The sequence below is a fragment of the Sodalis sp. RH14 genome (assembly GCF_047324285.1).
GTDB lineage: Bacteria > Pseudomonadota > Gammaproteobacteria > Enterobacterales > Enterobacteriaceae > Acerihabitans.
In genome coordinates this window covers 777,125-790,539 of sequence record NZ_CP178739.1, presented here as the reverse complement: position 1 = coordinate 790,539, position 13,415 = coordinate 777,125, and the positions used below count along the sequence as shown (strand labels likewise).

The window sequence follows — 13,415 nt, the reverse complement described above, 5'->3', positions numbered from 1 at the left end:
CCGCTTAACCTTTCTGCTTAGCCGTTTTATCGGCCGGATGCATAAACCCTTCCAGCACGATCAGGAGTGCGCCGATACAAATGGCCGAATCCGCCACGTTGAAGGTGGGGAAGTGCCAGTCACCGACATAAAAATCAATGAAATCGATGACCACGCCATGCACCAGGCGGTCAAAGAGATTGCCCAGCGCGCCGCCGATAATCAAGGCGTAGGCGCAATTGGTCATTCTTTGGCGGCTGTCTGAACGGTACATTAATATCATCAACGCCACGGCGATGACCAGGGCGATAATGGCAAACATCCAACGCTGCCATCCCCCTTTATCGGCCAGAAAACTGAACGCCGCGCCATAGTTGTGGGCATAAAAAATGTTAAAAAACGGGATCAGCGGCAACGTCTCATGCAACATAAAATGCTGCATGATCAACTGCTTGCTGCCCAGGTCGATAATCAGTACGACCAGCGCCAGCCAAAGCCAGCGCAGACCGGTGGATGCTAAGGATTTACTCATCAGACAAATTTACGCTCTTCGCCCGGGCCGGCCACGTTAGTGACGCAACGCCCGCAAATTTCGGGATGCCCGGCGTCAGCGCCGATATCGGTTTCAAAATGCCAGCAACGCGGGCATTTTTCACCATCGGCCTTAGCCAGGGCGATTTTAAGGCCCTTCAATCCTTCGCACTGCTGGGCATCCTCTCCCGCCGCGCTGTAATCAGCCACATCGGCGCGCGACGTCAGCAGGGCAAAATACAACTCTTCACCCAGCGCCCCCAGCGTTTTCGCCAGGGCCGGTTCGGCATACAGGGTGACCCGGGCCTCCAGCGACCCGCCGATGATTTTATCGGCGCGGGCCTGCTCAAGCACTTTGTTCACTTCGCCGCGCACCTTCAACACCTGTTCCCAGTAAGCGTCGTTCATGGTTTCACCGGCGTCCAGTCCGAACAACCCTTCATACCACTCTTCGGTGAAGACATACTGGGCGCGTTCACCCGGCATGAAGCCCCAGATCTCATCGGCGGTAAAAGACAGGATCGGCGCCATCCAGCGCACCAGCGCTTCGGCGATATGGTACAGCGCGGTCTGGCAACTGCGGCGGGCGATACTGTCGGCCTGGGTGGTGTACTGGCGATCTTTGATGATATCCAGGTAAAAAGACCCCATTTCCACCGAGCAGAACTGCATCATGCGCTGCACGACGTTATGGAAGTCATAGCTGTCGTAGGCGGCGATGATTTCCGCCTGCGCCGCCTGCGCCCGGCCCACGGCCCAGCGATCCAGCACCACCATCTCCTGCGGCTTGACGCTGTGCAGCGCCGGGTCGAACCCATTCAGGTTGGCCAGCAGGAACCGCGCGGTATTGCGAATACGCCGGTACGCGTCGGCGGAGCGCTTAAGGATCTCGTCGGAGACCGCCATTTCACCGGTATAATCGGTGGAAGCCACCCACAGACGCAGGATGTCCCCGCCGAGTTTATCCATCACCTGCTGCGGGCTGACCACGTTGCCGATGGATTTGGACATTTTACGCCCCTGCCCGTCGACGGTAAAACCGTGGGTCAGCACCTGGCGATAGGGCGCCTGGCCTTTGATGGCGGTGGAAATCATCAGCGACGACATAAACCAGCCGCGATGCTGGTCGGAACCTTCCAGGTACATATCCGGCTCGTGGCCGCCGAATTCCGGACGGACCGCTACCACGGACGAGTGCGTCGAACCGGAGTCGAACCACACGTCCAGGGTATCCGGCACTTTGGTATACTCGGCCGCCTCAGCCCCGAGGATAGCGGCGGGATCCAGATCCCACCAGGCCTGGATGCCGTCTTTCTCGACCCGTTTGGCCACTTCTTCCATCAACTCCAGCGTGCGCGGATGGAGCTCCTCGGTATCCTTATGGACAAACAGCGACATCGGCACGCCCCAGGTGCGCTGGCGCGAGATACACCAGTCGGGACGATTGGCCACCATATTTTCGATGCGCGCCTGTCCCCAGCCCGGGATCCACTGCACTTCCCTGATTTCTTCCAGGGAACGTTTGCGCAGCCCTTTCTGATCCATGCTGATAAACCACTGCGGCGTGGCGCGGAAAATGATGGGGGTCTTATGACGCCAGCAGTGCGGATAGCTGTGCACCAGCTTTTCCACATGCACCAGCGCGCCGTGCGCGCGCAATAATTCGACCACCACATCGTTGGCCTTGAACACCTGCAGCCCGTCGAGATCCGGATAGGTCCCCGGCAGGTAGCACCCGTCCGGCCCCACCGGATTGGCGACCTCCAGGCCGTATTGCTGGCCGATGACATAATCGTCCGGGCCATGGCCGGGCGCGGTATGCACCGCGCCGGTACCGGCTTCCAGCGTCACATGCTGACCCAGGATCGCCGGCACGTCGAAGCCCATAAACGGGTGGCGAAAGCGCAGCAGTTCCAGCGCGCCGCCTTTACAACTGCCCAGCACGGTCCATTGGGCGATACCCGCACGCTGCATTACGCTTGCCACCAGGTCGGCGGCCAGTATCCAGTTTTGCCCGTCCACCGCGACCAGCTGATACTCGAAGTCCGGATGGACCGAAATCGCCCGGTTGGCCGGCAGGGTCCAGGGCGTGGTGGTCCAGATCACCAGCGACACCGGCCCGGCAACCCCGCTCACGCCGAATTTTGCCGCCACGGCGTCGGCGTCGACCGCCTGGAAAGCCACGTCGATGGAGGGCGAGGTGCGATCGTAATACTCGACTTCCGCCTCAGCCAGCGCGGAACGGCAGTCGATACACCAATGCACCGGCTTGGCGCCTTTATGCAGATGGCCGTTGGCGATGATTTTGCCGAGCGAACGGATAATATTGGCTTCGGTGCCGAAATCCATCGTCAGGTAAGGATGATCCCATTCGCCCAGCACGCCCAGGCGGATAAAATCTTTTTTCTGGCCTTCCACTTGCTCGGCGGCATATTTGCGGCAGGCGGCGCGGAATTCCGCGGCGCTGACCTTTTCGCCCGGCTTGCCGATCATCTGTTCAACTTTCAGCTCAATCGGCAGGCCGTGGCAATCCCAGCCCGGCACATAGGGGGAGTCATAGCCCATCAAGCCTTTGGACTTGATAATAATGTCTTTGAGAATCTTGTTAACCGAGTGACCGATATGGATACTGCCGTTGGCATACGGAGGGCCGTCATGCAGGATAAAGGTTTTCTTGCCTTTTTTAGCGTTACGGATAATCCCGTACAGGTCCTGTTCATACCAGCGTTGCAGCATGCCAGGCTCGCGCTTGGCCAGATCGCCGCGCATCGGGAACCCTGTGTCCGGCAAATTCAGGGTGTTTTTGTAATCACTCATTCGATTCTCGGTTCCGTTTTCGGTTAGAGCGTTTAGAGGGGTGCCGTCAGTCCGAAGAATTCCCGGCCGTTCACCACATCATTCGCGATTTGCCGCTTTAGCTCATCAAGGGAGGCAAACCGTTGTTCATTGCGCAGTTTTGCGCGTATCACCACTTCTATATGGCGGCCATAAAGATCCTGCGCCATATCCATTAAATGCACTTCAAGCCGCGGACGAAGCCCCGCCACCGTCGGGCGGGTGCCGATATTGGCCACACCGGGCAACGGCTGCGCCGCCAGTCCGCCGACCTCCACCGCATAGACCCCGTTAATGGGCGCTGGACGGCCCTTTAAGGAGACGTTGGCCGTGGGGAAGCCAAGGGTGCGGCCCAGCTCGTCGCCGTGCTCCACGCGCCCGGAAATACGGTAAGGATGGCCAAGGAGCATCTCGGCGACAACCAGCTGGTCGTTGCAAAGCGCCTCCCGTACCGCCGTGCTGCTGATACGCTTACCGCCCTCCGTATACGTGGCGGTGCTCATGACATCAAAGCCCGCCGCGATACCCGCCTGCTGCAAAAAGGCGAAATCGCCCCGCCGCCCGGCGCCGAAGCGAAAATCGTCGCCGACGCAAAGAAACCTGACGCCGAGCTTTTTCACCAGCAGCTCCGCGACAAACGACTCGGCGCCGATGGCCGCGAACCGCGTATCGAAGGTTACGCACAATACTACGTCTACCCCGGCCTGGGCCAGGTACTTCACTTTATCCCGCAGGCGGGTCAACCGCGCCGGTGCGTCCCGGCCGGCAAAATGTTCCTGCGGCTGGGGCTCGAATATCATTACCATTACCGGCAAGCCGCGTTTGCGGCCTTCGGTCTGCAATTGTGCAATCAACGCCTGATGCCCACGATGGAAACCATCAAAATTGCCAATAGTGAGCACGCACCCTTGGGGACGCGCCTGCAGGTTATGTAAACCGCGAATAAGCTTCATAGCAGGCTCAAGACTGAGGAAATCGGCGGATTATACCTTGTACAGCCGCTAAGGTTAACCCGCGAATCCAATCTTTGACAGTAACGACGGTGAAAGTCATGCTTATTTTGCCCGACCAGGTTTTTTTCGCAGGTTATTCTGCCGGACAGGACATTTCCCCGCCCGGCCGACGGGCGCCGCGCCGCGAATTGGTTTGTTTATTACAGATAATCGCTTTTTTATCGTCTAAGGCTGTATTCCGCGCGCTGAAACTGGTAGAATCCTGCGCCATCACATTGTAACAGGCGTTGCGTAGTCAAGCGGCGCTTATTTGCACAAATCCATTGACAAAAGAAGGCCGAAAGGGCATATTCCTCGGCCTTTGAATTGTCTCATAGAACATGTTTGGGAGTTGGACCTTGGCTAATATCAAATCAGCTAAGAAACGCGCCGTACAGTCTGAGAAGCGTCGTCAGCACAATGCCAGCCGTCGCTCTATGATGCGTACTTTTATCAAAAAAGTATACGCGGCTATCGATGCAGGTGATAAAGATGCAGCGCAGAATGCTTTTTCTGCCATGCAACCCATTGTGGACCGTCAGGCCAGTAAAGGTTTGATCCACAAAAACAAAGCAGCGCGTCATAAATCTAATCTGACCGCGCGTATCAACGCAATGCAGTAAGATCTGTTCTTACGTTGGTGTTTTGTTAAAAAAACCGGCTTCGGCCGGTTTTTTTGCATCTGGCGTTTGCCTCCGGTTCTTCAGCGCCGCGCTTGGCGTTGATGGCGTAGCGTTGCGCGGCGCTAACCTGTTTGGTCAGGAGCGGGCCGGGGCGGGCTTATGCATCGGCAGCGCCAGGCGCAGCGATATATAGCCCAAGATCGCCGCCACCACCGAACCGGACAGAATGCCAAGCTTGGCATAGGTTATACTGTCCGGACTCACCCCCGGCGCGCCGAACGCCAGCCCGGCGATAAAGATCGACATGGTAAAGCCGATACCGCACAGCACCGCGGCGGCGGCAATCTGGTTAAAGACCACGCCGTCGGGCAGCCGGGCCAATCCCAGCCTGATGGATGCAAAACAAAACAGCAGGATGCCCAGCGGCTTACCCAGCACCAGCCCCACGGCAATGCCGGCCGGCAGCACCGACAACAGGCTGGCGGGGGTTAGCCCATGCAGACCAACGCCGGCGTTGGCGAAGGCAAACAGCGGCAGGATAAGATAAACCACCCAGGGCTGAATATAGTGCTCAAGCACCAGGGCGGGAGAATACGCCTGGGTCTGCGGCGCTGAGGCCGGGGCCCCAGGCCGTGACGGCAAACGCAGGGGGATCAGGGCGCCGAGTATCACCCCGGCGAGAGTGGCATGAATGCCCGATAATAGCACGCAGCCCCACAGCACCGCGCCGGCCAGCAGATAAAGTCCGATATGACGGACATTGCTGCGGTTCATCATCACCAGCACCGCAATCGTCGCCGCCACGCCCGCCAGGGCGATTAACGACAAATCGTGATTGTAGAATACCGCGATAATTACGATGGCGCCTAAATCGTCAATAATGGCCAGCGCCAGTAAAAAAGCCTTTAAACTGGCGGGCACCCGTTTTCCCAACAGCGCCATCACGCCTACCGCAAACGCGATATCCGTGGCGGTGGGAATAGCCCAGCCGGCATGATTGGCCGGCGTGTTCCAGTTAATCAGCGTATAGATAATCGCCGGGGCTATCATGCCGCCCAGCGCGGCAATGGCGGGGAACGCCGCCTGGCTGCGGCTGGCGAGCGCGCCTTCCATCAGTTCGCGCTTCACCTCCAGCCCGATCATCAAAAAGAAAATCGCCATCAAGCCGTCGTTGATCAAAAAAAGCAGCGTCAATGGCGAGGCGTGGCCGGCGGAGGCGCCCTGGGGAAAATAAATCAGCGCTTCATAGGCCGCCTGCGCCGGCGTGTTGGCCATGATCAGCGCAATTAACGCGGCTAAAATCAACAATACGCCGCCCGAGGCTTCGTGATTTAACCAGCGGTGAATAAGAGAAGACACAATATATCCTTGAAGTGCGCACAATGGATTTATTGTGCGGGATGGCGGGAGCCAGGTAAATAAAAACCCAACATCGCCGGCGCGTTATTTAGCGCGGCTCGCAAAAATACCCCGGCGGCCGGGCTGGAGGATTGACCGCCGGTTTACCCGCCGCCGCGGCGCGCCGGTAATGCGGATGTTTAGCACGCCGGGGGCTGGCGCGGCTCATGCACCGGACATTGATTCAGGTCGCTGCGCTGCGCCACCGACACCGGGTACGCCAGCCGGCGCGCCCGCATAATGTCGCCCAGCGGCCGATGGGCGGTGACGCCATGCCAGGGCTGGAAGGAAAGACCGTCGTCCATGGCACGGGAGCGCTCGGGCGACCAGCTTTGCTGCGGCTCGACAATAATCGACGCCAACGGCAGGTAGGGATTATCCTGCTCGGGCCAGGCCACCGAGGCATCTTCAACGGGATTTTCCGCCAAATCCCGGCACAGCTGCGCCCTGAGGGTCCAGGCGCCGCCCTCCCGCGCCAGGATGCGCGCCACCTCCTCCCGCAGCGCGTCCCGCCGTCCGGCCAGCGCGAACGCCTTGCCCGCCAGCGCCAGGAAATTGGCCGATTCCGGCACCACGTCCAGTTTGGCGATATAATCACCGAAGCGGCTGGCTACCTGGGTAAAGTAGCGATCCCCCAGCGGATTGGTGAGCGGATAGCCGCCCAGGGCTTGCAGCAATCCGGTGTTGACGTCCAGCGTCTTCAGGGCGCGCACCAGCGGGCGCAGGACGGCGGATAAGGCAGCTTTGGCCCACTCCGCCCGACCGGTGGTCGCGGCCAGCAGTTTCAGGTTTTTCAGGAACGCCCGGCTGTCCGCTGCGGTAAAGGCGGGTCCCGTGGCCAGTAAAAAATCCTGGGTCAGGTCGTTTTCCGACCCGGGCAACCGTTCCCCTGCTACATCCAGCACCTTGATCGCCAGGCCACGCGGCAGGGAAACCCCGTCGCGCAACACGTCGCCGGGGATGGTCGAAATACGCAGCAGCACGTCATAGCTACGCGGCCTGGCAAAAATACCCTGGGCCAGCTCAGGCGCCAGGGAGCTGTGCACAACCAGCCGGCCTTGCAGCAGGGCGTGGCTTTTGGCATGGACGCCGCGCTGGGCATGGCCCAAATCACGGTGTGTCTTGCCGATGATGTGCTTAAATACGTCGGCGATTTGCCGATGGGTCTGCTCTTCGTCGGGTCGGTACGTCTCTACGGACGGCGTGAAGGGGACTGCCGGGCGGAGTGCGGCACGGGCCATGGCGTCTATCTCCAGAGAATTATTCCCCCTAAATTATAGCGGCCATTATCGATGTCGTACCGGCAACAGCGCTTAAGCAGGAGAAAGCCTCGGGTGGACAGGCAAAGGCCAAAAAAAATCCCCGGCCGCTGGGCCGGGGATCGAAAGACACCGCCGATGGCGCAAAAATTCAGCGCGTCAGGTCGTCAAAAAACTTCTTCACGCCGTCCAGAAAGCTTTTGGAACGCGGGCTGTTCTGATCGCCGCTCGGGCCGCCAAAACTCTCTTCCAGTTCACGCAGCAGCTGTTTCTGTTTTTCGTTAAGCTTCACCGGCGTTTCGACCACCACGCGGCACAGCAAATCGCCCTGGTTGCCGCCGCGTACCGATTTCACCCCTTTGCCGCGCATACGGAACAGCTTGCCGGTTTGCGTTTCCGCAGGCACCTTCAGCTTCACCCGGCCGTCAAGCGTGGGAACTTCGATCTCGCCGCCCAGCGCCGCCATGGCGAAGTTAATCGGCACTTCGCAAAACAGGTTATTGTCTTCACGTTCAAAGATGGGGTGCTGACGCACCTGAACCTGTACGTACAGATCCCCCGCCGGCGCGCCCTGCTCGCCCGCTTCGCCTTCGCCCGACAGACGGATGCGATCGCCGGTATCGACGCCCGCCGGAATTTTCACCGACAGCGTCTTGGCCTTTTCAATACGACCGTGGCCGTGGCATTTGTGGCACGGTTCCTTGATAATCTTGCCGTGTCCCTGACAGGTGGGACAGGCCTGCTGCACCGCAAAAAAACCCTGGCGCATCTGCACCTGGCCTGCGCCATGGCAGGTAGGACAGGTAACGGGGGAAGTGCCGGGCTTGGCGCCGCTGCCATGGCAGACGTCGCATTCCTCAAGCGTCGGGATGCGGATTTCCTTGGTTACGCCACGGACCGCTTCCTCGAGGGTAAGCTCCATATTGTAGCGAAGATCCGACCCACGGCTGGCGCGCTGGCGGCGCCCGCCACCAAAGATATCGCCGAAGACGTCTCCGAAGATATCGGTAAAGTCCGCGCCGCCGGCGGCGCCGCCGCCATAACCACCGCCCATGCCGCCCTGTTCGAAGGCGGCGTGGCCGTATTGATCATACGCGGCGCGCTTTTGCGCGTCGGTCAGGATTTCATAGGCTTCTTTCGCTTCTTTGAACTTTGCTTCGGCGTCAGCATTCCCTGGGTTACGATCCGGGTGGAATTTCATTGCCAGGCGTTTGTAGGCCTTTTTGATTTCACGCTCTTCCGCATCTTTGGAAAGGCCTAAAATCTCGTAATAGTCTTTTTTCGCCATTGTCTCTTCCTGCCCTCAACATGCTTGCACGGGCGTAAGGTTTCCCCGACGCCCGTGCCTGTTGCCAGCCACGGCATTACTCACCGTGGCTGTGCCCGCTCAAGGGCGATTATTTTTTATCTTTAACTTCTTCAAATTCGGCGTCGACAACGTCGTCATCTTTTTTGCCCGCATTGGCTTCAGCGCCAGCTTCCGCCGCGCCGGCCTGAGCCGCCTGCTGCTGCGCCACTTCCAGCAGCTTGCCGGAAACCTGGATCAGCGCCTGCATCTTGGCTTCGATCTCAGCCTTATCCTCGCCTTTCAGCGCGGTTTCCAACGCGCTCAGCGCGGATTCGATGGCCGTTTTGTCATCGGCGGGCAGTTTGTCGCCGGCTTCTTCCAACTGCTTGCGGGTGCTGTGCAGCTGATGGTCTGCCTGGTTACGGGTCTGCACCAGTTCCTCGAACTTGCGGTCGGATTCCGCGTTGGCTTCCGCTTCACGCACCATTTTCTGGATTTCATCCTCGGTCAAACCGGACGACGCCTTAATGGTGATTTTCTGTTCACGGCCGCTGTTCTTATCCTTGGCGGACACATGCAGGATGCCGTCGGCGTCGATATCGAAGGTCACTTCGATTTGCGGCGTACCGCGCATGGCGGGGGCAATCCCGTCCAGGTTGAACTGGCCCAGGGATTTATTATCCGCGGCGCGTTTACGTTCACCCTGCAGCACGTGGATGGTCACCGCGGACTGGTTGTCTTCCGCCGTAGAGAACACCTGGCTATGCTTGGTCGGTACGGTGGTGTTCTTGGCGATCAGCGGCGTCATGACCCCACCCATGGTTTCAATGCCCAGCGACAGCGGGCTGACGTCCAGCAACAGCACGTCCTTCACGTCGCCGGCCAGCACCCCGCCCTGCACCGCGGCGCCGATAGCCACGGCTTCATCCGGGTTAACGTCTTTACGCGGTTCCTTACCGAAGAAATCGGTAACGGTCTTCTGCACCAGCGGCATACGGGTCTGGCCGCCCACCAGGATAACGTCCTTGATATCGCCGACCGACAGTCCGGCGTCTTTCAGCGCCATCTTCAGCGGGTCCATGGTGCGTTTTACCAGGTCTTCAACCAGCGATTCCAGTTTGGCGCGGGTCACCTTGATGTTCATATGTTTCGGACCGGTGGCGTCCGCCGTGATGTACGGCAGGTTCACGTCGGTCTGCTGCGCGGAGGACAGCTCGATCTTGGCCTTTTCAGCGGATTCCTTCAGACGCTGCATGGCCAGCGGATCGTTGCGCAGATCGATGCCCTGGTCTTTCTTGAACTCATCCACCAGGTAATTGATCAGGCGGCTGTCGAAGTCTTCGCCACCCAAATGGGTGTCGCCGTTGGTCGCCAGCACTTCAAAGGTTTTTTCACCGTCCACGTCATCGATTTCGATGATGGAAATATCGAAGGTACCGCCGCCCAGGTCATAGACCGCGATGGTGCGGTTGCCCGTTTCTTTATCCAGGCCGTAAGCCAGCGCCGCGGCGGTAGGTTCGTTAATAATACGTTTAACTTCAAGGCCCGCGATACGGCCGGCGTCTTTGGTCGCCTGGCGCTGGGCGTCGTTAAAGTAGGCCGGCACGGTAATAACCGCTTCGGTAACCGGCTCACCCAGATAATCTTCCGCGGTCTTCTTCATCTTTTTCAGGATTTCAGCGGACACCTGCGGCGGGGCCATTTTCTGGCCTTTCACGTCCAGCCAGGCGTCGCCGTTGTCGGAAGCGATAATTTTATACGGCATGATATTTTTATCACGCTGTACTTCTTCATCCTCAAAACGACGTCCGATCAAACGCTTGATGGCGAACAACGTGTTCTGCGGGTTCGTAACGGACTGACGTTTAGCTGGCTGGCCAACCAGAATTTCACCGTCCTGCGTGTAAGCAATAATGGAAGGGGTAGTACGATCGCCTTCGCTGTTTTCAAGCACCCGAGGTTTGGAGCCTTCAATAATTGCGATACAAGAGTTGGTCGTACCCAAGTCGATACCAATAATTTTACCCATCTAAACATCTCCACTAAAAAGTCATATTCGTTGTGGTCGTAAACCTGATATGTGGCCGGTTAACTTTTTTTCAAGCCAGCGACACGTTTTTGTCAGCAGGTTAAACAACGTTGGTTGCAAATAAGATGGGGTCACCGCGCCGCGCATCAAGGGGGAGCAGGAAAAAAAAAGCGTTCTGCGCGCTCCCGGCGGCCCCGGGCGCCGCGCATCGCTGAGCGGCTGGCGCGCAGTCCTTTGATATACAGTGCATTTTTATAAAAATGACTAAATCGTTCCCAAAAGTGCCATGACAAACAGGAACCTATTTATTTCACGCCGCACGTAAAATCAGGCGATGGAATTCAATCCACCGGCCAGCGGCGGCTTATGCCGCAGTCCGGACGGCAGGCAAATGCCGAGCAACACCCCCATTACCGATAGCCCGAGCACATACCAGGAAGGCGCCATCGGCGAGATGCGCATCAGCATGGTGACCATCACCGGGGTCAGTCCGCCAAAAATGGCGTACGCCACATTATAGGAAAACGAAATACCGCTGAACCGCACCGGCGAGGGAAACGCATGGACCATAACATAAGGCACGCCGCCCACCACGCCGACGCTCAGGCCGGCCAGCGCATAGGTGATGTACAGCGGCAACGGCCGATCCGCGCCGGTGTGGTAAAACAGCCAGCTGAAGACGCCCAGCATCACGCAGCCGGTGATAAAGGTTTTGCCCGCGCCCACGCGGTCGATGACGGCGCCGGTTATCACGCAGCCCACGGCCAGCGCGATAATCGCCGCGCAGTTGGCCTTGAGCGCCAGGGACGGGGTAGCGCCCATTTGCTGCTGCAGCCACAGGGGCGCCATCAGGATCACCACCACGATGCCGGCGGAGAGCAGCCAGGTCAGCAGCATGGAAATCAGCACCGCTTTTTTATGGTTCATCACCACGGATTTCAGCGGCAGTTCCTGCGCCAGCGCTTTGCGGATCTGCATCTCGATAAACACCGGGGTCTCACGCAGCCAGCGCCGCAGGTACATGGCGACCAGTCCGAAGAAGCCGCCGAGGAAAAAAGGAATGCGCCAGCCCCCTTGGAGCACGCCCTGCGGCGTCATGAAGGTGTTTAATAAGGTGGCGACAAAGGATCCTAATAAAATGCCGATGGTCAGGCCGGCGGTTAACGTGCCGCAGGCGAACCCGATGCGCTTGTGGGGCACATGTTCGGCGACGAAGACCCAGGCGCCCGGCACTTCGCCGCCGATGGCCGCGCCCTGCAGGATGCGCAGCGCCAGTAACAGCAGCGGCGCGGTGATGCCGAGGGTTTCATAAGTGGGCAGCAGGCCCATCATCAGCGTCGGCAGCGCCATCAGCAGAATGGACAGGCTGAACATTTTTTTCCGGCCGGCTTTATCGCCGAAATGCGCCATGATAATGCCGCCCAGCGGCCGTGCCAGGTAACCGGCGGCAAAAATACCGAAGGTCTGCAGTTGCCGCAGCCACTCCGGCAAATCCGGCGGGAAGAACAGTTTTCCCATCACCCCGGCAAAGAACACGAAGATAATAAAGTCGTAAAATTCCAGCGCGCCGCCCAGGGCGGCAAGCGACAGGGTTTTGTAATCCTGTCGGTTCAATCGGCGTTGCGGGTCGGCAGGCATAGTCATTCGCGTCGGGCCAGAGAGAAAAAAGAAAAAAATATAGCATACAACGTAAAGGTAATCTTACTGCGCGGAAATATAATTTCACACCCTGGGGCGGCGTTTACCGCCGCCGCCGCGCGCCGCGGTTACTCCGGGTCGGGGCGCCGGGCGTTTTTGGGACGAAACGCCGCCACGATCGCGGGATCGGTCTCGATATAAGGCCCTTCCAGCAGTTGGATGCAATAAGGGATGCTGGCAAAGATGCCGTGCACCACCACGTTACCCTGCCCGTCCCTGACGCCCGCCAGCGTTTCCTGGATAGCCCTGGGCTGGCCCGGCAGATTCAGGATCAGCGCCTGTTTGCGGATCACCCCCATTTGCCGGGACAGGATAGCCGTGGGCACAAAATGCAGGCTGATCTGGCGCATTTGCTCGCCAAACCCGGGCATTTCGCGATCCGCTATCGCCCGCGTGGCATCCGGCGTGACATCACGCCGCGCCGGGCCGGTGCCGCCGGTGGTCAGCACCAGATGGCAACCCATTTCATCCACCAGCTCGCGCAGAGTTTGCTCAATCAGCGGCTGCTCGTCGGGCACCAGCCGTGTTTCCAGCGTAAAAGGTGAAATCAGCGCCTGCCGTAACCAGGATTCCAGCGCGGGGATGCCCTGATCCTGGTAGACGCCGTTGGCCGCGCGATCGGATATGGATACCAGGCCAATACGGCAAATTTGCATAGAACGTCCTCCGGTCGACATGTTTTTTCCATAATAGCAATTTAACGGCGAAGCGCCGTGCGCACAAATGAAAACGGCCCGTTACGGGCCGCAATGGTGCTGGTAAACGGGTGGCCGCGCCGGTTTG

Annotated in this window: 10 protein-coding genes; 1 reads left to right on the top strand and 9 read right to left on the bottom strand. The window is 58.9% G+C overall.

Going from position 1 to position 13,415, the window contains the following annotated elements:
• Positions 1-4: 4 nt before the first annotated feature.
• The 3 genes from lspA to ribF are packed head-to-tail and all read right to left on the bottom strand — an operon-like array spanning position 5 to position 4,298.
• Entirely contained in the window at positions 5-511 is a 507-nt protein-coding gene (lspA, locus tag ACL2XQ_RS03490; RefSeq protein ID WP_410016462.1) for a signal peptidase II, read from the bottom strand.
• Positions 511-3,327: an isoleucine--tRNA ligase gene (ileS, locus tag ACL2XQ_RS03485; RefSeq protein WP_413722117.1), complete on the bottom strand. Its 2,817-nt coding sequence runs from the start codon at positions 3,325-3,327 to the stop codon at positions 511-513. The genes lspA and ileS overlap by 1 nt, the downstream gene beginning before the upstream one ends.
• A gap of 32 nt (positions 3,328-3,359) precedes the next feature.
• Positions 3,360-4,298: a bifunctional riboflavin kinase/FAD synthetase gene (gene ribF / locus ACL2XQ_RS03480; RefSeq protein ID WP_410016464.1), complete on the bottom strand. Its 939-nt coding sequence runs from the start codon at positions 4,296-4,298 to the stop codon at positions 3,360-3,362.
• A gap of 398 nt (positions 4,299-4,696) precedes the next feature.
• Between ribF and rpsT the strand changes: the two genes are divergently transcribed.
• Complete coding sequence (gene rpsT, locus ACL2XQ_RS03475; protein WP_162364018.1) at positions 4,697-4,960, top strand: 30S ribosomal protein S20; 264 nt, start codon at positions 4,697-4,699, stop codon at positions 4,958-4,960.
• 135 nt (positions 4,961-5,095) lie between these two features.
• On the opposite strand, the gene nhaA is transcribed toward rpsT, so the two are convergent.
• The 6 genes from nhaA to mog all read right to left on the bottom strand — a co-directional run bounded on the left by nhaA (position 5,096) and on the right by mog (position 13,288).
• Positions 5,096-6,319, bottom strand: a complete 1,224-nt coding sequence (nhaA, locus tag ACL2XQ_RS03470) for a Na+/H+ antiporter NhaA (protein WP_413730942.1) — start codon at positions 6,317-6,319, stop codon at positions 5,096-5,098.
• Positions 6,320-6,498: 179 nt separating this feature from the next.
• Entirely contained in the window at positions 6,499-7,599 is a 1,101-nt protein-coding gene (locus ACL2XQ_RS03465; RefSeq protein WP_413740062.1) for a catalase family protein, read from the bottom strand.
• Between the two features lie 169 nt (positions 7,600-7,768).
• On the bottom strand, positions 7,769-8,905 hold the full coding sequence (gene dnaJ / locus ACL2XQ_RS03460) for a molecular chaperone DnaJ (protein WP_413722114.1): 1,137 nt from the start codon (positions 8,903-8,905) through the stop codon (positions 7,769-7,771).
• A gap of 109 nt (positions 8,906-9,014) precedes the next feature.
• Complete coding sequence (gene dnaK / locus ACL2XQ_RS03455; protein WP_410016468.1) at positions 9,015-10,934, bottom strand: molecular chaperone DnaK; 1,920 nt, start codon at positions 10,932-10,934, stop codon at positions 9,015-9,017.
• A gap of 327 nt (positions 10,935-11,261) precedes the next feature.
• The gene (locus ACL2XQ_RS03450) at positions 11,262-12,572 is read right to left on the bottom strand and encodes an MFS transporter (protein ID WP_413723543.1); all 1,311 of its coding nucleotides are present in this window, start codon (positions 12,570-12,572) and stop codon (positions 11,262-11,264) included.
• A 128-nt stretch (positions 12,573-12,700) separates the two neighbouring features.
• On the bottom strand, positions 12,701-13,288 hold the full coding sequence (mog, locus tag ACL2XQ_RS03445) for a molybdopterin adenylyltransferase (RefSeq protein ID WP_413740061.1): 588 nt from the start codon (positions 13,286-13,288) through the stop codon (positions 12,701-12,703).
• Positions 13,289-13,415 lie beyond the last annotated feature (127 nt).